Here is a 21,770-nt window from a genome sequence, read left to right on the forward strand (position 1 = left end):
TCCCAACAACAGTAAAAACTTTTTTGTTTTCATTATTCTACGATAGGACAGGATCCGGGATTCGACAACGTAGCACGCATGATCGGACTCCCCACGTTTTCCCTGCTAAATACATGTCTGTTAGCAAGGATGATTCAACAAAGTCATCAGACAATGGCTTGCAGGGCGCAATATTAGCCGCTAACATCCCTCCCTCACCGCAGATGCGGGCAATTTTCTCCGGAACCAATTCAGGCTCTGGATACGCAACATTTAAGGTACACAGGATCAGGTTATGTCTAAATTTTTCTACAAAGGCCGCATAGAAAAAAAACCAAAGCATGAAAGCTATGGCTTTAACACAAAACGTTCGGCTAAATTAGGCACCGAAGAAAACCCGCTACCTCTGACAGTGCAGAGCGAAACGCGTAAAGCAGAAATCGAAGCGACCCTGGCCGAAAATAAGCTGTTTGGTACTGTTACAGTCAATCCAGATACAGCAGAAAACATCGTTGAGCTTGAAACCCTTTTGAACAAGCCACAAACGACCGTTTTCGAAAAAACACCAAACCGCAATGACCCTTGCTCATGCGGAAGCGGTAAAAAATACAAGAAGTGCTGCGGATAACCCTGAACGCAGTCAAAATGAGCCCTTTTTACACAAGAGGGCTCACTCAAATATCCCCCAAATCATCCCCACCTGCATTTTTATTTAAAAATCCGTATAATCCCGCCTCATTTTGTTTTAAGAAGATGTACAAATTATGAGCAAAGGTTATTCCTGTGTGGGACTTTTCAATCCCAAAACGCCTGAAAATGTTGGTTCAGTCATGCGCGCGGCTGGTTGTTATGGAGTGAATTCAGTGTTTTATACAGGAACTCGATATGACCTTGCTAAGAAGTTCTGCACCGATACTAAAAATGTATACCAGGATATACCGCTAATTGGTGTACAGGACTTAAAAGAAATCATTCCGCATGATTGTGTGCCTGTTGCCGTTGATTTGATTGAAGGTGCCAAACCACTGCCTGACTATAAGCACCCTCAGCGTGCTTTTTATATCTTCGGACCAGAAGATGGCACGCTAAAGAAAGAAATTACGGAATTTTGCCGAGAAACCATTTATGTTCCAACACAAGGCTGCATGAACCTGGCTGCAGCAGTTAATGTCATCCTCTACGATCGCATGGCAAAAGGCGACAACTTCTCAAACCACTAACCCCTCTATATCTACTGGACGGAATCATTGCAACTACGCAGACATTCCGTCCGGTACAACATGAACATCTTGCCAAGATTAATACCTTTTATTCTGCACAAACACACAAAACCAACCTTGCCATTAACGTTTTCCATGAAAATACCCTTCCTCGACCAAAGCACCAGGGCAAATAAGTCTATGAGGCATTATCGAATACAGCTACTTCAAACAAATGAAATACAACTGCCCCCCCTTACCAGCAGAATAAAAACGAGGTCTGAACTGGTAGCAGTAGCTGAATCAGACTAGACTTAACGCGATTTAAGTCTTGCACGTTTTTTATGCCAAACGCTCTGGCGCAGACAGTTTCGGACAATAATCCGTAAGCTGAAATTGACGGTAAGCGACTTATAACTGGGCAAAACCCCAGTATATAATCTTGGTTAGCAGAAGTTTCTGCACTTTTATTGAGCGTTTAAACTAGAAATGTGAAAAAGGCGGAGCAAAAACAAGCAAATGTTCATTTAATCTTGAATGAGCTATGTAATGTTTGTTGGAATCAGTGATATACTCCCCCACCGAATAGTGACAGTAATTGTTTATAGAGAAAAACAATGGCAGATTTATCTAAATACAGAAACATTGGTATTTTCGCGCACGTTGATGCGGGTAAAACCACTACTACCGAGCGTATCCTTAAGCTAACTGGTAAAATCCACAAGATCGGTGATACTCACGACGGCTCAACTACTACTGACTTCATGGATCAGGAAGCAGAGCGCGGTATTACTATCCAGTCAGCAGCTGTAAGCTGTTTCTGGAATGATCACCGTCTAAACGTTATCGATACTCCTGGACACGTTGACTTCACAGTAGAAGTTTACCGTTCTCTTAAAGTACTTGATGGCGGTATCGGTGTATTCTGTGGTTCTGGTGGTGTTGAACCTCAGTCAGAAACTAACTGGCGTTATGCGAACGAATCAGAAGTTGCTCGTCTGATCTTCGTTAACAAACTAGACCGTATGGGTGCAGACTTCTATAACGTTGTTGACCAGGTTAAGAGCGTTCTAGGTGCAACTCCTCTAGTTATGACTCTACCAATCGGTCGTGAAGACGATTTCGTTGGTGTTGTTGACGTACTAACCCGCCAAGCTTACGTTTGGGATGAGTCTGGTCAGCCAGAAAACTACGAAATCAAAGAAATCCCAGCGGATATGGTTGATGACGTAGAAGCTTACCGCGAAGAGCTAATCGAAACTGCTGTAGAGCAAGACGATGACCTAATGGAAGCTTACATGGAAGGTGAAGAGCCTTCTATTGAAGACATCAAGCGTTGTATCCGTAAGGGTACTCGTGATATCGCATTCTTCCCAACTTACTGTGGTTCTGCATACAAAAACAAAGGAATGCAGCTAATCCTGGACGCAGTTGTAGATTACCTACCTGCTCCAACAGAAGTTGATCCACAGCCGCTAACCGATCCAGAAACTGGTGAGCCAACTGGTGAAGTTGCACTAGTTGACGAAAAAGAGCCACTACGTGCTCTTGCGTTCAAAATCATGGACGACCGTTTCGGTGCCCTAACTTTCATCCGTATCTACTCAGGTGTGATGAAGAAAGGCGACACAATCCTTAACAGCGCAACTGGTAAGACTGAGCGTATCGGCCGTATGGTTGAGATGCAGGCAGATGATCGTAACGAACTTACTAGCGCACAAGCTGGTGACATCATCGCTGTTGTAGGTATGAAGAACGTTCAGACTGGTCACACTCTATGTGATGTTAAGCACGAATGTACTCTTGAACCAATGATCTTCCCAACTCCAGTAATCTCAATCGCTGTTGCTCCTAAGGACAAAGGCGGTTCTGAGAAGATGGGTATCGCGATCGGTAAAATGGTTGCAGAAGATCCATCATTCCAGGTTGAGACTGACGAAGATTCAGGCGAAACTATCCTTAAAGGTATGGGTGAACTTCACCTAGACATCAAAGTTGACATCCTTAAGCGTACTTACGGTGTTGACCTAGTTGTTGGTCAGCCACAGGTTGCTTACCGTGAAACTATCACTCAAGAAATTGAAGATAGCTACACGCACAAGAAACAGTCTGGTGGTTCTGGTCAGTTCGGTAAGATCGACTACCGCATCAAGCCAGGTGAGCCAAACTCAGGCTTCACGTTCAGCTCTGTTGTTGTTGGTGGTAACGTACCTAAAGAATTCTGGCCTGCAATCGAAAAAGGTTTCGCAGGTATGATGGACAACGGTGTTCTAGCTGGCTTCCCAGTACTAGACGTTGAAGTTGAGCTGTTCGACGGTGGCTTCCACGCAGTCGATTCATCTGCAGTAGCATTCGAAATCGCAGCGAAAGGTGCATTCCGTCAGTCTATGCCTAAAGCGGGTGCACAGCTTCTTGAGCCAATCATGCACGTTGACGTGTTCACTCCAGAAGACCACGTTGGTGACGTAATCGGTGACCTTAACCGTCGTCGCGGCATGATCAAAGACCAGATGGCTGGCGCTACTGGCGTACGTATCAAGGGTGATGTACCTCTATCAGAAATGTTCGGTTACATCGGTACTCTACGTACTATGACTTCTGGTCGTGGTCAGTTCTCTATGGAGTTCTCACACTACGCACCATGTCCTGCAAACGTTGCTGAAGAAGTAATCGCTGAGCAGAAAGAGAAAAACGCTAAGAAGTAATTTTTAATTACTTTAAGTGTTAAAAAACCCGGTTGCTTCGGCAACCGGGTTTTCTTTTATCTGAACAGTTCAAATCTAATACTTCGGTTAACGGCTTCCCTCTAGCCTGTAGATTACACTGCATTCAGATAAATAGCGCATAATGCCGTAACGCTGTAACCACTTCAGCTGCTTCGCCTCCCTCACCAAGAACCGTCCAGTGTAATTCAAAGCATTAGCAAAGATCCCCTCGATATTATTTGTCGATCGAGGCAACACCAGCATCCATCTAGCTGTCAGCAGAATGTTATAAGGCAAGCATTCATCATCTTCGTTTAACGAAAGCAGCTCTAACGCAGTCAAATAACGCTGATACAACCTTTCGGCATCCAGCTCATCATGGAGAAAAAGGCAATGCCTGAAAGGTAACCCACCGGTACAAATTACCGATTCCAACGGGATATCAGCCCGAACAACCTGCATATGGCGGTGTGGCTGGCTCGCACCGGCAACAGGACCACTGTTATATAAACCGAGAACATCAGAGCGGGTAAAGCCTAACAACCAGGCTTCAAAATCATCCAATGTTAAAGGGGCAGACTGTGCAACAAACTCTTTGGAACAAATTAATAGGTGTGGAGAGAGAACCGGAAACTTATTAAGCAGGCAGATATGGTGATATCCGGCCTCCCCGACATACATTGAGGGTTCATAAGGTAAAAAGGGGTTAGCCTGCTGATTTTTCGCTATGGGCTTTTTCCTTGCGTTACGTGTAACAACATAACCGAGATAGTTGATTCCATGTTCCTGAATAACCTCGGCTTCTGTGGTGATCGGCATCAATTGGCCGTCAATCAGAGCCTTTTCTGATACTCGTTCAGCATCATCCCAAAACATACCCCGCCCCCTAACAATCCCTAATAGCGATACATCAGTCCTATCACCAAACAAGGTATCGCTATTTATACCCGCTGACACCATCAGACTATCTTAAACAGCTGATATTTCAACCATCTGTATTATTAAGTTTACACTTAAGGCTTAATTATGACAGTGTACAAAAAGCATCGCCTATAGCCGCATCAAGGTAAAATTTGTATCATCAACACATTGATTGAAACAGGCAGTTATCCCACCCTATTCCCTTTCTGTACTCCAGACGGGATACTGCGAAAGCCTTGGTTCGGTCATTAAAAGGCTTTTAAAATCAGTACATTATTGTTCGGTCAAACTTTATTGTGCGCTTCAGTTTCAACAATTTCTCTAAATGAAAAAAGGCGTCTACCCACAGGGTAAACGCCTTCTTTTCATGGCTTTATTCTACGAGTTTAAATCAACTCAGCAGCCAACAGGAAGCACCCGAACAGGAAGCTAAATCCCATCGCGATATGGCCACCACCGGCTCTATAAAGCACACCTGTAGCATCAACTTCAAACGCAGAATCATCTTCACCGCGCAATTTGATTGTCATCGCCATCGGGATGAATACAGCCAAGAAGACCAGAATAATACCGGCATAACCCAGTACAGATAAGAACTTATCCGCAGCAAGCAGCGCACCAGCCAGAGGCAGGATAAAAGTCAACACATAAGTCACCGCACGGTTTTGCTTGAAAGCATCAGTATTCTGATCAAACAGCGCCATCGCAACACCTAAGAAAGAAGTCAGCAGTGCCAAACCGGTGAATACCGACAGAACGACATTAATCATGCTGTGGTTTGCACCAAGCGCTGCAATCAGCTCAGAGACATTGGCGAACGATACCATCTGTTCAGCAGGCAGGTTACCCATAGCAGCATACAGCCAGAACAGATAACAAACTAAAGGAATACAAGAGCCGCCGATAATCATGTTACGCAGCTGCTGATGAGTCGCATCTTTGTTGTAAGTAACCAAAGAAGGAATAACAACGACAAACCCGAAACTGGTAAACAGCACCGAACTTGTTTTAATCAGCTCAATCCTACTGTCGCTGGAAGCTTCCATCAAGTTGTCGATCGAAATAGTCGGTACCAGTGACATCAGTGTCAGCGCCAACATAACGACCATTATCGCGAACAGAAGACGGTTGAGCTTGTCTATCACTGACGTACCAGCCGCCACGACACCACCTGCAATTAAGGTAAAGGCAATCTGGCACTGCATCATAGTCAGTTCAATACTCAACCCACCCAGCATTTTTTTAACCAGATCACCAGCGCCGATGATGTAAGCCATCAACAGACAAACCAGCAATGCATACAAAAGGCCGTTTGTGACTACTTGACCACCTTTACCCAACGTCTTGCGGGCAATCGTATTCATGCCTAGTCCACCACCTACTTTGATACTGGCTTCAAGCAGCAATAACGCCGCATAAGTTGTACCCAGCCAGATGAAGAGCATCATTAAAGTGCCCCATAGCAAGCCGAATTGTGCCAATACCATAGGGATAGCCAGCATCCCCGCACCTAACGCTGTACCAGCAACGATCAGCGCACTACCTAATAGCTTCAAATTCACAACAATTATCTCTGAAAAATAGTTATATCGCTCTGCCTGAGTAAATAATTCGGTCAGTCTCAAACAGATAAAAGGGGTTGTTTTAACGATCTATACTGTCGAACACTGTGGTCAGCAGCGAAAAACCAGCCTGAATAAATTACAGGGATCGTTAGTCCAGTAAGGACGAAACAGGAAGATTAGCTAAAGTTGCTAAATCGAAAATCGGCAAAGAAGCCAAAATACGGGAAGGTAAAGGCAGAAGAGTGAGCTGAATGTTGTTGAGATTGATCGGCTGAGCATCGCATACGCGATAAGCCCTTCGTGGCTGTATCTGGCAGCCCTGCTGTATGATGTTTCATTTATCGTACTCCAAAAAACGATATGTCCCTGCATAATAGGATTATGCATCCGATAATTATGCTTTTTTTGTTCGGTCAATTAGCAACTTAAAGTTATGAGTAACAAATCACAACAACCATAAATGAAATCTTTTATTCCATCAATGATCACCAGAGACGTTTCATAACCTTTGCTGCAAAATTAGTCTGTTCTCCTTCAAATTGAGCCTCAAACAAGATAGATACTCACCTTAACCAATTACTATTAGCAATCACTGCACTCATTAAAGTATACATAGTTATACTTCCGCAATTACTTAACACGCCCGGTATTAACTTTAAGTTCATTGACGCTTTCAAACATATCTGTCAATTTGCTTCCCAGCCATATTCCGACCAACATGCTGGCTACAAATACGACTACACTCGCATTACCACCCGCTAATAACGTCACCGCAGGCCCGGGACAGATACCAGCAGTGCCCCAACCAATTCCGAACAATACAGAGCCGCTGATCAACCTGATATCAATCGCTTTATTGTTGCTCAACCGGAAATTAGTATCGCAAACCGGGTGAGCCATTTTACGAATAATGAAGAAATACACGGGCATAAAAACAGAAAGCGCTCCCCCCATTACAAAGGCCAGACTCGGCTCCCAATTGCCTGCAAAATCTAAAAAACCAATAACTTTATCTGGGTTAACCATACCGGACATCATCATGCCAAAACCAAACAGCAAACCGGCTAACAGAGCGACAAATCGAGCAAACATTCTGACACCTCTTAACTATGAAGACGAACAAAAACAGTGATGGCCGCCGTAGCCATAAATATGCAGGTTGCGACAATCGAACGCTTAGACAGACGCCCCACACCACAGATCCCATGACCGCTGGTACAACCATTACCAAGCCTCGTTCCCAACCCCACCAGCAAACCAGCAATAATGAGCAGCAGTGTTGATGTTACCGGCAGCGTTTCCGGCAATTCAAAGCCAAGGAAAGGCGCCGATAAGCCTGCTAGGATCATGCCCAACACAAATAAAAGTCGCCATGAAAACTCGCCTTTTTGCGGCTTGAGCAAACCTGCAACAATGCCACTGATGCCAGCCACCCGACCGTTTACCATCAACAACAATACTGCAGATACACCTAGCAGCATTCCCCCCAATAACGCATCCATTGGAATCTGATCCATCATTATCCACCTCACTAGCAAAGCAAAACCTAATTTAGAGATTACTAAAACGCAAGATTCAGTCAACTCTAATTTAGGATTTTATTTATTAGACATGACTAAATTAAAGTTTTATAGTTTTCGATAGATTCGCTAGTGGCAAACCTACTCTAAATCACAAACATAGGTTTTGCCCTGCAGCTAACGTATTAAGTAAACTGGGATTTCAATCAAAATATCAGTTCAGAAGCCCATGCTGATTTACCAGAAAGACTAAGCTCGGATTAGTCCTGTATTAATTTATGTATTTGTGGAGTTATCAATGACTAAAATAGTTATCGTCGGTGGTGTTGCAGGTGGTGCCTCTGCTGCTGCACGAGCTCGTCGTTTAAGTGAAGATGCTGAAATCATCATGTTTGAACGCGGTAGCTTCGTTTCATTTGCAAACTGCGGATTGCCTTACCACATTGGCGGCGACATCCAGGAGCGAAGTAAACTGCTCCTGCAAACACCAGAAAGCTTCCTTGCTCGCTTTAATGTCGACGTTCGTATCATGAGCGAAGTAGTAACCATCAACCGTGAAGATAAAACGGTAACAGTTCGCAGTATGCTAGACGGTTCAGAATACACCGAAGACTATGATTTTCTGCTGATTAGCCCGGGAGCTGCGCCGGTTGTACCACCAATTCCTGGTGTTGATAACCCACTAACACACTCACTGCGTAACATCCCGGATATGGATACAATTATCCAGACCATCGAGATGAACAACGTCGAACACGCAACCGTAGTGGGCGGCGGATTCATCGGACTTGAAATGATGGAAGCCTTCCACCAGCGCGGCATTAAAACAACCCTACTTGAGCTTGCAGATCAGGTCATGACGCCGGTAGATAAAGAAATGGCCGGATTTGCTCATGCCGAAATCCGTAACCACGGTGTTGATCTACGTTTGGGCACAGCGCTTTCTGCAGTGGAATATGTTCCTGAAGCTCATATCGCCAGTGAAGACTCAGGAGAAGATGCCACTCACCAGCATATCCATGGTCATCTGGACCTAACTCTGAGCAATGGTGATACATTAAAAACTGACATCCTAATCATGGCAGTCGGCGTGCGTCCTGAAATCAGGCTGGCGGTAGAAGCCGGACTGAAAATCGGCGAACTTGGCGGTATCTGGACTAACCCAAGTATGCAGACCAGCGATCCTGCTATCTATGCCGTTGGAGATGCCATTGAAGAAGCCGACTTCGTAACAGATAACGCAACTCTAGTTCCACTGGCTGGCCCTGCAAACCGTCAGGGACGTATGGCAGCAGATAATATGCTTGGCCGCAACGAAAGCTATCAGGGTACTCAGGGAACGGCTATCTGTAAGATATTCGATTTAGCTGTTGCTTCAACCGGTAAGAATGAAAAACAACTAAAGCGTGAAGGCATTACCTTTGAGAAGGTTTATGTCCATACCGCCAGCCATGCCAGCTACTACCCTGGTGCAGAAATTGTGTCATTCAAAATGCTGTTTGCCCCACAATCCGGAAAAATTCTGGGTGCGCAAGCCGTAGGTAAAGACGGTGTCGATAAGCGTATTGATGTTATGGCCGTGGCACAACGTGCTGGTATGACAGTTGAACAATTGCAGCATCTGGAACTAACTTATGCACCACCTTACGGCAGTGCTAAAGATGTGATTAACCAAGCCGCTTTTGTTGCCAGCAACATCATGAAGGGTGACGCAACAGCAATTCATTTTGATGAAATCGATAACCTGTCAGAGGATCAAATTCTGCTGGATGTCCGTAATCCTAGCGAGCTGGAAAATATGGGTTACATTGAAGGCAACATCAACATTCCAGTGGATCAACTACGTAACCGTATGAATGAGCTACCTAAAGACAAAGAGATCATCATCTACTGCGCCGTTGGTTTACGCGGTAACGTCGCTTACCGTCAGCTGGTCAATAATGGCTACAAAGCCCGCAACCTGATTGGCGGTTTCCGTACTTATAAGTTTGCACAAGCATAAGAACTTAATGAAAAAGCCACTGCCTACTCAGGCGGTGGCTTTATATTTAGAAATTATAGAAAGATACTAATAACGATAATTTGAATAAACAGAGTCATCTTTATCGTCACTGGACTCTTCATCTGATTCCGTGGCTTCATATGGGTCATATGATTCATCAGGATCAGTTACCGCGTATTCATCTGTCATTTCATCCGGATCGGTAACTTCATAATCATCCGTCATTTCATCCGGATCAGTTACCTCACCATCATCATAAGAGTCTCCGAAATCTCCCGTATCTTGGTATGGATTCTCTGACTCATCGTCCTCTATACCGTAATGGGCATTATAGAAATTCGGAGAATGCTGGTCTTTATACCATTTGTGCCAATATGGGTGTTTACCCTTTATTTTCTTCAGATCGATGACGAACAGACAGTCAAAGTAAATAGGTGTGTCGACACCGGCAAAATCATCAAGGTTCACCATTCCAGACAACCGAACAGTACCGATAAGGCCGTGGTATTTTCCTGTCGCTTTTATAATGCTATTTTTATCGCCAGAGGCTCCGGTGATATGAGTAATCTCCTCACCATCCGGAGTAGTCGTATCTTGTAGTACAGGCTGAACGGTTGTCAACCCACGTGTTACGATTTTCCCTCCAGGCAAGTTAAAAAATGTGGTGCCAATTAATTTAAGCCCCTCACCTTCTTCCATTATTTCAGAAAGACAATCTGTCGCTGTACCAATTACTTTTCCGTCTTCAATATTTTTCAGATCAACATCAAAACAAGAAGCCATATCCGGTTGATCATCTCCCGTTACATCCGGCACTTCTTTCTCGTACATATTGCCTCTACCAACCAAATTAAGAGCTAATCGCCCAGCATCTTTAACTTCTGGATGGTATTTCCTGTAATGGTCTTTATCACGTTTATATTTCTTTATCCGGTCTTCATTACTTTCATCGGTTCTTTCATAAGAGGAGTATTCTCTTTCTGATGCTAAAGACAATCCTGAAAAGCCAATACATGCTGCTAAGAGTGATAACGCTACCTTGTTCATTTTCATTACGATTCTCCACGAAACACTTGTGGCATCATTCAATTTCCGCCAACTGAAATAAAACAATCTACCAAGTAATATTTCTAGCCATAGCTGCCAATCATAAACATAATTTAAATAAGGAATAAAAAACAGACTGCTCATTACAATAAACAGGACTGACACCCTACTCTTATTAGTGAGTAATTATCAGTCAGGTATTAATTGTAGATGCAATCAGGAAGGTTATTAACAATTATCAGAATTCAGAAATATTGAACATTCACTATTATTTTGAGCAACTTACGCAAAATAGTGTTTGCTTTCCCTAGAAATAATAGGTTACTGTTCTCAATGATAAGATTTATCACCTTAAGCATATGACTTAATTAAAAAAGGCTAAATTACTTCAGCCTTAACTCTTATTGAAATGTTAACTCTTAACACCCATACGGAATAATACAAGTATGGAGGCTATGGTTATTAAACCTTAAAGTGGCCTTCAGTATCTGTTGTTATCTCTTTGGGATTAGCCCCATATTCATTACTTCCATAATTACCATCTAAAACAAAGAAATATATTAAGATCAGCACACCTATTAACGGAATAAAAGCGATTAACATCCACCACCCTGTTCTTCCGGTATCATGTAAGCGACGAACACCAACAGCAATCGTAGGAATGAGTACAGCAAATGAGTAGATAGAACCTATAAGACCTGCACCTTCTATAGAACCAGGCGTTGCCAACGCGTTATCAACAAAACTCAACACAATACTGATAATTGCATTAATCAAAAAAAAGTACCAATACTCTTTTCTACGGGCTCTTCCATTAAAAACAGCATAATTTTTTAGGACATGAAGATACCAATTCATTTCTTTACCTATTTACTGATATATTTTGACAATTATATCCATTAAATCAAAAAAAGCTTTGTTTTTAGTTGAACAACCTCAATAAATTACTATTAGCACCTAAAAATAATAGTGTATTTCCAGGTAACGCTTACGAATGTGTTCAATTAACAACCGAATCTTTTGTGATGGCTGACGCGTATATGGATAAACAGCATATACACCGAGCTTTTTGCCGACTTGATCAGGAAACAAGTCAACCAATTGACCATCGATGAAATCATGATAAACAAGACAACGCGGTACATAAGCAATACCATAACCACCAAGTGCCGCTTTTCTCAAAGCCCCAGCATTATCTGTCGAAAAGTTACCCCTCACTCTCTGGATATAATTTCCTTGCTCCCCGATAAACTCCCATTCAGATGCGCCTGTTGTCTGATAGGCATATTGAAGACAGTTATGATTGACCAAACCTTGAGGTGTATTCGGTTTGCCATACTTAGTAATATATGCAGGGGCGGCGCAAATTACCCACTGCGAGTCGAGAATATGCCGCGCAACCAAACTTGAATCTTCTAAATAACCTGTACGGATCACTAAGTCGTAACCATCTTCAACCAAATCGACGAACCGATTATCAAGAGACATATCCACTGTAATACCCGGGTGCATAGTACAAAACTCAGCGATAGCATCAGCCAAAAGCAAATCTCCAGATATCGTCGGTACAGATATTTTGACATGTCCGCTGACTTTTTCGCCATAACCACTCACCGCATCGATAGCTTCAATTGCTGCCTGCTTCACATTTTTCGCACCCAGATACAAAACTTTTCCTGCTTCACTAACCGTTAACTTTCGCGTCGTACGGTACAAAAGTTGTACCCCAAGATCGTCTTCCAGCCGGGCTATTCGTTTGCTAACTACTGAGTTTGTAAGGGAGTTCTGTTCTGCAACCTTACTAAATGAACCACACTCAACCACCTGAGCAAAGAGAATTAAGTCGTCTGTTTTCGCCATGATTTATCAACTTTTGGAATTAATCTTTTTCATTATTTCCCTATATCACGAAAAAATAAAGCGCTAATGTCACACAGCGTTAACAAGCACCCTACAATCCATAACAACCCTTAGAAAGCTAGACAAGAAACATCTGTACGAAGGAAGTACTACCATGAATGAAACTCTACTAGCGTTAATCGCCTTTTCACCCATAGTGGTCGCTGCGGTTCTACTGGTCGGCCTGAACTGGCCAGCTAAACGAGCTATGCCCGTGGCCTTTATTCTTACTGTTGGCATCGCCCTGCTGTTCTGGGACATGTCAGTAACTCGAGTTTTCGCTTCAACCCTGCAAGGACTTGCCATAACAGTCGCTGTGCTCTGGATTGTTTTCGGTGCCATTTTCCTCCTTAATACCCTCAAACACACAGGTGCGATTGCCACTATCCGAAGCGGTTTTACCGATATATCCACCGACCGCCGAGTTCAGGCCATCATTATTGCCTGGTGCTTCGGTTCATTTATCGAAGGTGCTTCAGGGTTTGGTACGCCAGCAGCTATCGCCGCTCCCCTTTTAGTCGCTATCGGTTTTCCGGCACTGGCTGCTGTTGTGATGGGTATGATGATTCAGTCCACACCGGTATCATTCGGTGCAGTCGGCACACCTATCATTGTTGGCGTTAACAAAGGCCTAGATACTCATAATATTACTGAATCCCTGATTGCTAACGGCTCAACCTGGGATATCTACCTGCAACAGATCACCACCAATGTTGCACTGATCCACGCAACTGTCGGTACACTGATGCCCGTACTGATGGCAATGATGTTGACCCGTTTCTTCGGTAAGAACAAGAGCTGGAAAGAAGGGCTCGAAATCCTGCCATTTGCAATTTTCGCCGGTCTTGCTTTCACCATTCCTTATGCCCTGACCGGTGTCTTCCTGGGGCCTGAGTTCCCGTCACTGATCGGTGGACTGGTAGGTCTGGCTATCGTGGTTGTAGCTGCTAAGAAAGAGTTCCTAGTACCAAAGAACCACTGGGACTTTGAAAGTGAAGACAAGTGGCCGGAAGAGTGGCTGGGTTCTCTGAAAATGGACCTAAGCGAGGATGAGAAAAAGCCAATGAACATGGCGCTGGCATGGGCTCCGTATGTACTGCTAGCTGTAATACTGGTTGCCAGCCGTGTAAGTGCTGATTTCAAAGGGTTCCTCGTTGGTATCAGCCTGTCATTTAGCAACATCCTGGGAGAAACCGGTGTTAGTGCGGCTATTCAGCCCCTGTACCTACCTGGTGGTATCCTGGTATTCGTGGCATTGCTGGCAGTACTGCTGCAATCACGTAAAGCTGCGCCTCTGGTTAAAGCCTTCGGCGAATCTAGTAAAACACTGATTGGTGCTGGCTTCGTACTAGTATTCACTATCCCGATGGTCCGTATCTTCATCAACTCCGGTGTTAACGCCGCTGACCTTGCCAGTATGCCGGTAACAACAGCTAACTTCGCCTCAGACCTTGTCGGTGATTTCTTCCCAGCACTGAGTGCAACAATCGGTGCGCTGGGTGCCTTCATCGCGGGCTCAAATACCGTATCAAACATGATGTTCAGCCAGTTCCAGTTTGAAGTTGCTCAAACCCTGACGATCTCAAGTGCCGCGGTTGTTGCCTTACAGGCTGTAGGAGCAGCTGCAGGTAACATGATTGCCATCCACAACGTGGTAGCCGCATCCGCTACTGTCGGCCTGCTTGGACGAGAAGGTGCCACCCTGCGCAAGACGGTTATCCCGACATTCTACTACCTGGTTGTCACCGGTTTGATTGGTCTGTCTATCATCTATGGCTTCCATATCACCGATGCCCTGATGACGAAGTGATAACACAGCCCATAATTAAGTGAGCAAATAACGATTAGCAACACTGCTATTTCATTCGGCAAGGATCAACAGAATGACTGGTAACCTGCATTCTGCCTGCCGGATGAAATAGTCAACTGCTTTCAAGGAGTCCAAGATGCGAATCTACCCTGCCAAGCCGGAGAAAGTATACTTTTACGCAACTTGCCTGATCGATATGTTCGATCCGGAAGCCGGTCTTGATGCCATAACGCTGTTGGAACAGCAGGGACTCGAGGTCATCTTCATCGAAAAACAAACCTGCTGCGGCCAGCCGGCTTACAGCTCCGGCTATGACGAAGAAGCCAAGCAGGTTGCCCTGAGTCAAATGGCACTATTTGAAGAAAGCTGGCCTGTTATCGTCCTCTCTGGCTCCTGTGGCGGTATGATGCACCATCATTATCGTCGCCTGTTCAAAGGAGACCACAACCAGCACCAGGTCGACAGCTTCTGCGACCGTGTTTTTGAACTAACCGAGTTTCTTGTCAATGTCTGCCGAGTCAAATTAACTGACACCGGTGAAGCAACCTCTGTTGTTATGCATACATCCTGCGCAGCCCGCCGGGAAATGAATGTTCACATTACTGCAACAGAGCTTCTCAACCAGCTCGATAACGTCGAATTACGGGAACAAGCCTACGAAAGCGAATGCTGTGGCTTTGGCGGTACTTTTGCTGTGCGCCACCCGAACATCAGTCAGGCAATGGTCGAGGACAAGACCCGCCACCTTTCAGATACCAAAGCCGATCAGCTTGTCAGCGCAGACTGGGGGTGCCTACTCAATATCAACGGCGCTCTCGAATATCAGGGCAAGTCAATGCATGGCCGCCACCTTGCCAGCTTTTTACTGGAAAGAACAGGAGGGAAATAACCATGACTGATCAAACAAACGGTCAAGGACCACAGTTCTTCCACCAGCAAGCCAAATCCGCTTTAGAAGACCAACAGCTAAGACAAAACTTTCGTGGAGCAATGGACTACCTGCGTGACAAACGCCGGGCTGCATTCCCCGATAGCAATGAAGAGAAAAATATCCGGGATGTAGCCGAAGCTATCCGCCAGCGCTGCCTGAGTAAATTGCCTGATCTGCTGGAACAACTGGAAGAAAATTGTAAGAACAACGGTATCCAGGTTCACTGGGCCGAAGATGCCGAGCAGGCCAATTTCATTATTGCCAATATCGCCCGCCTGCACAGTGCAAAAATGATTGTCAAAGGCAAATCAATGGTGAGCGAAGAGATTGAGCTCAACCACGAAATGGAAAAAATCGGTATCGAATGCCTTGAGAGTGATATGGGCGAATATATCGTTCAGCTTGATGGTGACAAACCGTCCCATATCATCATGCCGGCTATCCATAAAAATAAGCAGGAAGTCAGCGATACCTTCGAACATAACCTCGATAATTTCACCCCTACCCTTGACGTTGATTCACTGATCCAGACCGGTCGCTCCAGATTGCGGGAAAAATTCCGCGATGCCGAAATCGGGCTGTCCGGTGTCAACTTTGCGGTTGCAGAAACAGGTACCCTTTGCCTGGTAGAAAACGAAGGCAATGGCCGAATGTGTACCACGGTGCCTAACGTCCATATCGCAATAACCGGCATCGAAAAGGTCGTGGAGTTTCTATCTGATGTTCCGCCTCTCTACAGCGCTCTCACTCGCTCGGCAACAGGTCAGGCAATCACAACTTATTTCAATATGATCAGCTCTCCTCGACGCGAAGGCGAGCTCGATGGCCCGGAAGAAGTGCACCTGGTACTGCTTGATAATGGTCGCTCACAAGCCTACCGTGACGAGGAAATGCGTAAAACGCTGCAATGTATCCGCTGTGGTGCCTGCATGAACCATTGCCCGGTTTACACCCGAGTCGGAGGCCATGCCTACGGTACCGTGTATCCCGGCCCGATAGGCAAAATTATCTCTCCTCACCTGATGGGGTTAAAACAAACTAAAGATTTGGTTACAGCTTCCAGCCTTTGCGGAGCCTGCGGCGAAGTCTGTCCTGTTAGGATTCCAATCCCTGAGTTACTACAACGGCTACGCTACGAAGCAAAAAATCCGCCGAAAGCAGGCAACGATGAAATTGATGGTCAGGCAGCAGCTGCCAATCAAGCAGAAAAAATGGCAATGAAAGGTTTTGCCTATGCCGCTACTCATCCATCGCTTTACCACACAGGAACATTCGCTGCTACCAAGTTAAAAGCTCTGATACCAAGCAAGCTTGGCCCGTGGACTCAGTGCCGAACAGCACCAAAGCCTGCCAGTAAGACCCTGCACCAGCTAATCAAATCGCGGAAATAAGGAGAGAACTATGAACCCTGCCCGTACAACTATTCTGTCTCGCCTCCGTGAAGCCGGCGCCCATCCGCTCAGCTCTGATGATCATTGTTATCATCCCTGGCAATCAGATTCTGAACAGGATATCGAACAGCGCTTCGTCGAAGGGCTCGTCGCAAGCCACGCCGAGGTCATCAGCACCAAAGCCGAACTACTTGAAAATGTTTTAAATGAAGTTATTAGCTCCAAGCAGCTTAACCGTATTGCAATCGGTTCCGACGGCGAATTCATCCAAAAGATACAACAAGCCTCGCAACAAAATGAATCAATCGTTTTTGACCGCGATATTACTGAGTGGAAAAACGATCTTTTCGGACAGGTTGATGCTGGTATCACCCACTGCCTGGCAGGGATTGCCGATACAGGTACACTCATTTTATGGCCGGGTACTGACGAGCCACGGACGTTGTCCTTAGTACCGCCAACCCATATTGCACTGATTAAACGCTCGACGCTGATAAGCAATTTTGCCGAATTAATACAAAAACAATCATGGCATATCGGAATGCCAACCAACGCGATTTTGGTATCCGGCCCTTCAAAAACGGCTGATATTCAACAAACGTTGGCCTATGGTGCCCACGGGCCTAAAGAGTTAATCGTTATTTTGATAGAGGATAAGTAACACAAGGAGGTTCTTTTAATATTCATGATGTTTGTTCATATATCCAATCCCCTGTAGCTTGAAGCGCTCCCGGTGTTCGGTGAGCGCATTTTCCATTTTTTAACGATTAACGCTATACAAAACCAGCCGAAGACGTGCAGATAAGTTGCTATGGTCAAGAAGAAAAAACAAGAAAATCAAAAGTAGACAAAAATCACATTACGCGATTTTTAGCCTAACCTAATTAATATAGAAAAGCGCATTAATATGCATATGCAAGAACCGCCAGGAAGTTCAAAAAGAAAAGGAATTTACTATGTCGGATAAACACGATACCGAAAAAAGCTACACGCTAAACTTTTCTGGAACTTGCCAGCATTGCGGTAATGCAACCTTAATCCATGTTCTTGAGTATAACCTCCAAACTTGTGCATTCTGTCATAAACCGCAGACCGAAAAAATCACGACTCAAACAGTGAGTAACCAAATAGCTTCAGAGGAAGATGAACATATCAACAATGCACCAATGACAGAAGATACAGGCCTCAATAAAGTTTCACCCTAACGACTTTCATTACTTCGAGTTCAAATCCAGCAACCTGTTCTATTGACGGGTAGTAGGTCATGTTTACTTTTGCCCCTTTCAGGCTTTTGTATTTTTTCTTACGTTTGAATTTAAATGGCGCATCGCAGCCTTCAATCATCAGAATATGAAGAATCCACTCCCCTTCCTCACGTTGAATATGGGATGTCACTTTCACGCCTTCGGAATGAACCAGATTTTGATGATTCTGCAATAATTTATCGACGGGAGACTTCATATTCTTCTCTTATTCTGATGAAACGAAATACCGAATGAAATCCTAAATGAAACAATGGCCCAGCAGCAAGCTGTTATTACGAAAAAGAGATTTGCAATAGGTCGGGATAATTAGCTTCTCACTTTTAAGACATGCTCACTGTTTCCAGAGCGCTACTATTACATTTGTCCTTAGGTCTTAGATGCAATAGCTAAGAATACCCGCGTTGCTGGGTTTTCTTCAGCCTCCAAACCAAAAACAGAGAGCCGAAGCTCTCTGTTTTGTCTTTTCTGTCACTGGCTATAAGTAACCAAAGATTAGCAAACTATTCCCGTTAGAATGACAGGAAAATACCCGCTAGCGTTGCACTCATCAAGTTTGACAGTGTCGCTGCAAAAATTGCTTTCAGACCCAAACGTGCAATATCAGGACGACGGCTTGGTACAACGCCACCAAGGCCACCCATCAGCATAGCGATTGAAGTCAGGTTAGCAAAACCACATAGAGCAAAAGTAACGATTGCCTGAGAGTGTTCACTCAGCTGATCTTTCACTTCCATCAGGTCAGCAAAAGCAACAAATTCATTTACAGCGATCTTCTTACCAATCAGGCTTGCTGCCACTGTTGCTTCAGACCAAGGCACACCGATCAGCCATGCCACTGGTGCAAAAATGTAACCGAAAAGAAGTTCCAGGCTTAGGTTTTCGATACCAATCCAAGTACCAAGGTGACCCAGACCGCCATTTAGCAATGCAATCAAACTAATGATAGATAGAAGACTCGCACCTACAGCCATCGCAATTTGCAGACCACTTAGCGCACCCTGAGATGCTGCATCAATAATATTAACTGGTGCACTTTCGTCTTCATCATCAACCTGAGGTTCTTCAGCCAGTTCTTCTGTCTGTGGAACCAGGATCTTCGCCATCATCAGGCCAGCAGGAGCAGACATAAAGCTTGCAGCGATCAGGTAGCTGATTTCAACACCAAGCCCCGCATAACCCACCAGTGTACCGCCAGCAACAGATGCCAGACCACCAACCATGACAGCAAATAGCTCAGAGCGGCTCATTTTTGCAAGGTATGGACGAACCACCAGCGGCGCTTCAACAGAACCAACAAAAATATTTGCAGTCGCGGACATAGATTCCGTACGGCTCGTTCCAAGCATACGCTGCAGCGCGCCGCCCATAACGCGGATCACCCACCCCATAACACCAACGTAATAAAGTACGCCGATTAATGAAGAGAAGAATACAATTGTCGGTAATACGTTAACGGCAAAGACAAAGCCAATCTTAAACCTCGCCAAATCACCGAACAGGAATTCAGAACCAACACGACCGAAGTCGATAACACCAGAGACGGCATTTGACACTGTGTTCAGAACTTCACGTCCAACAGGTACATACAAAATAAAACCTGCGAACACAATCTGGATAGCGAACGCCCCGCCAACAGCACGCCAGCTGATCGCACGACGATTTTCCGAAAATAAAATTGCAACCGCAAAGAGTGAAACAATGCCTAAGATGCTGACCAGAAGCCCCATGGTCATTCTCCAATGTTAGTTAGTGTTTTAGTAAAACGATTGCGGCGGCATTTTATGGATTTTAAAAACTGTGACAAGCTTCAAAATGTTATGCAAATTTACAGGTTTGATACATTAACACGAAAACATGCTGAAAATATCGTCAAAGCAAACGAAATCGGCATATTAGTTCCCGTGCGGGATACTGTTGTTACAGTTGTTGATAATAATGATAAAGATCACACTATTAGCCCTGTTTAATTTATGGCTATTTCGCCGATGCTTTGTAAATCATCCTCTACACTTGTCAATAAGATACTCATTACTGGGTTTCCAACAGCTTGCTGGCAATATGCTAATACGGAGTGATTTCATGAAAAAACATCTAATACTAACAATGATCTTTTTTATGTTCGGACTCACTGGCTGTGAACAGGGGCCGCAAGGCTTTAGCCTACCACCTGGCGATCCGACACAAGGTGAGCAGGTTTTCCTGAACATGCAGTGTTTGAGTTGTCATACTATGGAAGGTTATGAGCGACCGGAAGCCTCTGAAGATCAGCTTTCCGTAAGTATTGGCGGGAAGGTTCAAAGCCTGAAGACATATGCGGAACTGGTGACATCCGTAATTAACCCGTCTCACCAAATCGCAAAAGGCTATGATGTTGAAAAAATTCAGGTATCCGGCGAATCTGTAATGCCGATTTACAATGACGTGATGACTGTCGACCAACTAGTGGATTTAATTACCTTCCTTGAGTCCAAGTATGAGCTTGAACCCTATACGCAGACTAACTACATTATTTATCACTAGAACTTCAATCAAGCAGCATGAAAAAGCCTTTGCTTTTCCATGCTGCTTGCAATTGCCACGTAAACAGGATCAAAACAAATCACGATCCCAGTTCGCCGGTTCCCCTATATGCTCGCGAACAAAATCGATAAAAACTTTAACTTTAGCCGGCAAGAACTTATGACGGGGATAAATCGCATATAACGGCATATGCTGATTAAGTTGCCAATCCGGCATCAGGCGGATCAGTCGCCCTTCCCTAAACTCATTCTTGAGCAAATATGTAGCAAGATAACCAATACCATTCCCAGCCAGCGTAGCATCACGAATAGCGTCAGCTGAATCCACCCGATAGTTTCCCTTTACCTTCACTTGCAGACCTTCACTCTCTTTGCAGAAGCTCCATGAAGTATCTTTCCGCTCACGGCTGTAATAAGTAATACAATTGTGGTTCTTTAAGTCCTGCGGATGATACGGCACTCCATGCTTAGCCAAATAGTCCGGGCTTGCAGCCAATACAAACTGACAGTCTGTCAAATGACGCGCAACAAACCCCTCAGGGGGCGAATCCATAATACCAATCCACAGATCAAGCTGTTCCGAGATGAGATCGACACGATGATCAAAAAGGCTCATTTCCAGATCGAGCTGTGGATATTGCTCATGGAACTCTGAAATATATGGACCAATATGATTCGATGCAAAGGATTGGGCAATTCCAACCCGCAATGCCCCTTGTAGACTATTTGAATCAACTAACAATTCACTTTCCGCCTCATTGATTTCATCAACAATATTGGCGCAATGAACAGCAAAATGGCGGCCAGCTTCAGTTAGGGAAAATGACCGTGTAGTACGCTGAACCAACTGGGTTCCCAATCGCTCTTCCAACTGCTGTATTTGTTTACTTACCTGAGTTCTGGAAATATCAAGTAACTGTGCAGCACGTGTGAAGCTCTGCTGCTTGGTCAGTGCATTAAAAACAACCATTTGCTGGGCTTTTTTTAGCATGGATACCTTCGGTTTTGGATCTAGCA

General features: G+C 44.7%; 22 protein-coding genes. 11 read left to right on the forward strand and 11 right to left on the reverse strand.

The window, feature by feature from the left end:
• Nucleotides 1-274: 274 nt before the first annotated feature.
• The 3 genes from Q0852_RS17710 (at nucleotide 275) to fusA (ending at nucleotide 3,883) form a co-directional block, all read left to right on the forward strand.
• Nucleotides 275-607 (forward strand): PBPRA1643 family SWIM/SEC-C metal-binding motif protein, encoded by a 333-nt coding sequence (locus tag Q0852_RS17710; protein WP_299020174.1) that lies wholly within the window; start codon nucleotides 275-277, stop codon nucleotides 605-607.
• Nucleotides 608-743: 136 nt separating this feature from the next.
• Nucleotides 744-1,199, forward strand: coding sequence for an RNA methyltransferase (locus tag Q0852_RS17715; protein ID WP_299020176.1), 456 nt, complete (start codon nucleotides 744-746; stop codon nucleotides 1,197-1,199).
• A 596-nt stretch (nucleotides 1,200-1,795) separates the two neighbouring features.
• Nucleotides 1,796-3,883 (forward strand): elongation factor G, encoded by a 2,088-nt coding sequence (gene fusA / locus Q0852_RS17720; RefSeq protein ID WP_299020178.1) that lies wholly within the window; start codon nucleotides 1,796-1,798, stop codon nucleotides 3,881-3,883.
• Nucleotides 3,884-3,970: 87 nt separating this feature from the next.
• On the opposite strand, the gene Q0852_RS17725 is transcribed toward fusA, so the two are convergent.
• The 5 genes from Q0852_RS17725 to Q0852_RS17745 all read right to left on the reverse strand — a co-directional run bounded on the left by Q0852_RS17725 (nucleotide 3,971) and on the right by Q0852_RS17745 (nucleotide 7,889).
• On the reverse strand, nucleotides 3,971-4,843 hold the full coding sequence (locus Q0852_RS17725; RefSeq protein ID WP_299020180.1) for a phosphorylase: 873 nt from the start codon (nucleotides 4,841-4,843) through the stop codon (nucleotides 3,971-3,973).
• 347 nt (nucleotides 4,844-5,190) lie between these two features.
• Nucleotides 5,191-6,366, reverse strand: coding sequence for an amino acid permease (locus Q0852_RS17730; RefSeq protein ID WP_299020182.1), 1,176 nt, complete (start codon nucleotides 6,364-6,366; stop codon nucleotides 5,191-5,193).
• Nucleotides 6,367-6,545: 179 nt separating this feature from the next.
• On the reverse strand, nucleotides 6,546-6,707 hold the full coding sequence (locus Q0852_RS17735; RefSeq protein WP_299020184.1) for a hypothetical protein: 162 nt from the start codon (nucleotides 6,705-6,707) through the stop codon (nucleotides 6,546-6,548).
• Between the two features lie 292 nt (nucleotides 6,708-6,999).
• Nucleotides 7,000-7,461 (reverse strand): YeeE/YedE family protein, encoded by a 462-nt coding sequence (locus tag Q0852_RS17740; protein WP_299020186.1) that lies wholly within the window; start codon nucleotides 7,459-7,461, stop codon nucleotides 7,000-7,002.
• An 11-nt stretch (nucleotides 7,462-7,472) separates the two neighbouring features.
• Nucleotides 7,473-7,889, reverse strand: coding sequence for a YeeE/YedE family protein (locus Q0852_RS17745; RefSeq protein ID WP_299020189.1), 417 nt, complete (start codon nucleotides 7,887-7,889; stop codon nucleotides 7,473-7,475).
• Between the two features lie 298 nt (nucleotides 7,890-8,187).
• On the opposite strand from Q0852_RS17745, the gene Q0852_RS17750 reads away from it, so the two are divergent.
• Nucleotides 8,188-9,891: an FAD-dependent oxidoreductase gene (locus tag Q0852_RS17750; RefSeq protein WP_299020191.1), complete on the forward strand. Its 1,704-nt coding sequence runs from the start codon at nucleotides 8,188-8,190 to the stop codon at nucleotides 9,889-9,891.
• Between the two features lie 66 nt (nucleotides 9,892-9,957).
• Here Q0852_RS17750 and Q0852_RS17755 read toward each other — a convergent pair whose 3' ends face one another.
• From Q0852_RS17755 to Q0852_RS17765, 3 genes are all read right to left on the reverse strand, one after another.
• On the reverse strand, nucleotides 9,958-10,944 hold the full coding sequence (locus Q0852_RS17755) for a hypothetical protein (RefSeq protein ID WP_299020193.1): 987 nt from the start codon (nucleotides 10,942-10,944) through the stop codon (nucleotides 9,958-9,960).
• Between the two features lie 456 nt (nucleotides 10,945-11,400).
• Nucleotides 11,401-11,796, reverse strand: a complete 396-nt coding sequence (locus Q0852_RS17760; protein WP_299020195.1) for a DUF805 domain-containing protein — start codon at nucleotides 11,794-11,796, stop codon at nucleotides 11,401-11,403.
• A 99-nt stretch (nucleotides 11,797-11,895) separates the two neighbouring features.
• Nucleotides 11,896-12,798, reverse strand: coding sequence for a LysR family transcriptional regulator (locus tag Q0852_RS17765; RefSeq protein WP_299020196.1), 903 nt, complete (start codon nucleotides 12,796-12,798; stop codon nucleotides 11,896-11,898).
• Between the two features lie 154 nt (nucleotides 12,799-12,952).
• Between Q0852_RS17765 and Q0852_RS17770 the strand changes: the two genes are divergently transcribed.
• The 5 genes from Q0852_RS17770 (at nucleotide 12,953) to Q0852_RS17790 (ending at nucleotide 18,174) form a co-directional block, all read left to right on the forward strand.
• The gene (locus Q0852_RS17770) at nucleotides 12,953-14,647 is read left to right on the forward strand and encodes an L-lactate permease (RefSeq protein ID WP_299020198.1); all 1,695 of its coding nucleotides are present in this window, start codon (nucleotides 12,953-12,955) and stop codon (nucleotides 14,645-14,647) included.
• Between the two features lie 136 nt (nucleotides 14,648-14,783).
• On the forward strand, nucleotides 14,784-15,536 hold the full coding sequence (locus tag Q0852_RS17775) for a (Fe-S)-binding protein (RefSeq protein WP_299020200.1): 753 nt from the start codon (nucleotides 14,784-14,786) through the stop codon (nucleotides 15,534-15,536).
• A 2-nt stretch (nucleotides 15,537-15,538) separates the two neighbouring features.
• Nucleotides 15,539-16,969 carry a LutB/LldF family L-lactate oxidation iron-sulfur protein gene (locus Q0852_RS17780; RefSeq protein WP_299020202.1) on the forward strand — a complete coding sequence of 477 codons (1,431 nt, stop codon included), beginning with the start codon at nucleotides 15,539-15,541 and terminating at the stop codon, nucleotides 16,967-16,969.
• A 10-nt stretch (nucleotides 16,970-16,979) separates the two neighbouring features.
• Nucleotides 16,980-17,630, forward strand: coding sequence for a lactate utilization protein C (locus Q0852_RS17785; RefSeq protein WP_299020204.1), 651 nt, complete (start codon nucleotides 16,980-16,982; stop codon nucleotides 17,628-17,630).
• A 295-nt stretch (nucleotides 17,631-17,925) separates the two neighbouring features.
• A complete protein-coding gene (locus Q0852_RS17790) occupies nucleotides 17,926-18,174 on the forward strand; it encodes a hypothetical protein (RefSeq protein WP_299020206.1) in 249 nt (82 codons plus the stop codon).
• On the opposite strand, the gene Q0852_RS17795 is transcribed toward Q0852_RS17790, so the two are convergent.
• Nucleotides 18,155-18,430 (reverse strand): hypothetical protein, encoded by a 276-nt coding sequence (locus tag Q0852_RS17795; RefSeq protein WP_299020207.1) that lies wholly within the window; start codon nucleotides 18,428-18,430, stop codon nucleotides 18,155-18,157. The two genes, Q0852_RS17790 and Q0852_RS17795, sit on opposite strands and share 20 nt — an antisense overlap.
• 313 nt (nucleotides 18,431-18,743) lie before the next feature.
• Complete coding sequence (locus Q0852_RS17800) at nucleotides 18,744-19,961, reverse strand: NupC/NupG family nucleoside CNT transporter (RefSeq protein ID WP_299020209.1); 1,218 nt, start codon at nucleotides 19,959-19,961, stop codon at nucleotides 18,744-18,746.
• Between the two features lie 54 nt (nucleotides 19,962-20,015).
• Between Q0852_RS17800 and Q0852_RS17805 the strand changes: the two genes are divergently transcribed.
• Together Q0852_RS17805 and Q0852_RS17810 are read left to right on the forward strand one after the other, a co-directional pair.
• Complete coding sequence (locus Q0852_RS17805; RefSeq protein WP_299020211.1) at nucleotides 20,016-20,201, forward strand: hypothetical protein; 186 nt, start codon at nucleotides 20,016-20,018, stop codon at nucleotides 20,199-20,201.
• Between the two features lie 112 nt (nucleotides 20,202-20,313).
• Nucleotides 20,314-20,754: a c-type cytochrome gene (locus tag Q0852_RS17810; RefSeq protein ID WP_299020213.1), complete on the forward strand. Its 441-nt coding sequence runs from the start codon at nucleotides 20,314-20,316 to the stop codon at nucleotides 20,752-20,754.
• Between the two features lie 69 nt (nucleotides 20,755-20,823).
• Here the strand turns inward: Q0852_RS17810 and Q0852_RS17815 are convergent, their stop codons facing one another.
• The gene (locus Q0852_RS17815) at nucleotides 20,824-21,744 is read right to left on the reverse strand and encodes a LysR family transcriptional regulator (RefSeq protein ID WP_299020215.1); all 921 of its coding nucleotides are present in this window, start codon (nucleotides 21,742-21,744) and stop codon (nucleotides 20,824-20,826) included.
• Between the last annotated feature and the right edge of the window lie 26 nt (nucleotides 21,745-21,770).

It is taken from the genome of uncultured Photobacterium sp. (genome assembly GCF_947502415.1).
GTDB lineage: Bacteria > Pseudomonadota > Gammaproteobacteria > Enterobacterales > Vibrionaceae > Photobacterium.

Excerpts from the sequence above, each read along its gene's own strand:
- Q0852_RS17710 (WP_299020174.1), top strand. The coding sequence starts at position 275 with ATGTCTAAATTTTTCTACAAAGGCCGCATAGAAAAAAAACCAAAGCAT.
- Q0852_RS17715 (WP_299020176.1), top strand. The coding sequence starts at position 744 with ATGAGCAAAGGTTATTCCTGTGTGGGACTTTTCAATCCCAAAACGCCT.
- fusA (WP_299020178.1), top strand. The coding sequence starts at position 1,796 with ATGGCAGATTTATCTAAATACAGAAACATTGGTATTTTCGCGCACGTT.
- Q0852_RS17725 (WP_299020180.1), bottom strand. The coding sequence starts at position 4,843 with ATGGTGTCAGCGGGTATAAATAGCGATACCTTGTTTGGTGATAGGACT.
- Q0852_RS17735 (WP_299020184.1), bottom strand. The coding sequence starts at position 6,707 with ATGAAACATCATACAGCAGGGCTGCCAGATACAGCCACGAAGGGCTTA.
- Q0852_RS17740 (WP_299020186.1), bottom strand. The coding sequence starts at position 7,461 with ATGTTTGCTCGATTTGTCGCTCTGTTAGCCGGTTTGCTGTTTGGTTTT.
- Q0852_RS17745 (WP_299020189.1), bottom strand. The coding sequence starts at position 7,889 with ATGATGGATCAGATTCCAATGGATGCGTTATTGGGGGGAATGCTGCTA.
- Q0852_RS17750 (WP_299020191.1), top strand. The coding sequence starts at position 8,188 with ATGACTAAAATAGTTATCGTCGGTGGTGTTGCAGGTGGTGCCTCTGCT.
- Q0852_RS17755 (WP_299020193.1), bottom strand. The coding sequence starts at position 10,944 with ATGAAAATGAACAAGGTAGCGTTATCACTCTTAGCAGCATGTATTGGC.
- Q0852_RS17760 (WP_299020195.1), bottom strand. The coding sequence starts at position 11,796 with ATGAATTGGTATCTTCATGTCCTAAAAAATTATGCTGTTTTTAATGGA.
- Q0852_RS17765 (WP_299020196.1), bottom strand. The coding sequence starts at position 12,798 with ATGGCGAAAACAGACGACTTAATTCTCTTTGCTCAGGTGGTTGAGTGT.
- Q0852_RS17770 (WP_299020198.1), top strand. The coding sequence starts at position 12,953 with ATGAATGAAACTCTACTAGCGTTAATCGCCTTTTCACCCATAGTGGTC.
- Q0852_RS17775 (WP_299020200.1), top strand. The coding sequence starts at position 14,784 with ATGCGAATCTACCCTGCCAAGCCGGAGAAAGTATACTTTTACGCAACT.
- Q0852_RS17780 (WP_299020202.1), top strand. The coding sequence starts at position 15,539 with ATGACTGATCAAACAAACGGTCAAGGACCACAGTTCTTCCACCAGCAA.
- Q0852_RS17785 (WP_299020204.1), top strand. The coding sequence starts at position 16,980 with ATGAACCCTGCCCGTACAACTATTCTGTCTCGCCTCCGTGAAGCCGGC.
- Q0852_RS17790 (WP_299020206.1), top strand. The coding sequence starts at position 17,926 with ATGTCGGATAAACACGATACCGAAAAAAGCTACACGCTAAACTTTTCT.
- Q0852_RS17795 (WP_299020207.1), bottom strand. The coding sequence starts at position 18,430 with ATGAAGTCTCCCGTCGATAAATTATTGCAGAATCATCAAAATCTGGTT.
- Q0852_RS17800 (WP_299020209.1), bottom strand. The coding sequence starts at position 19,961 with ATGGGGCTTCTGGTCAGCATCTTAGGCATTGTTTCACTCTTTGCGGTT.
- Q0852_RS17805 (WP_299020211.1), top strand. The coding sequence starts at position 20,016 with ATGGATTTTAAAAACTGTGACAAGCTTCAAAATGTTATGCAAATTTAC.
- Q0852_RS17810 (WP_299020213.1), top strand. The coding sequence starts at position 20,314 with ATGAAAAAACATCTAATACTAACAATGATCTTTTTTATGTTCGGACTC.
- Q0852_RS17815 (WP_299020215.1), bottom strand. The coding sequence starts at position 21,744 with ATGCTAAAAAAAGCCCAGCAAATGGTTGTTTTTAATGCACTGACCAAG.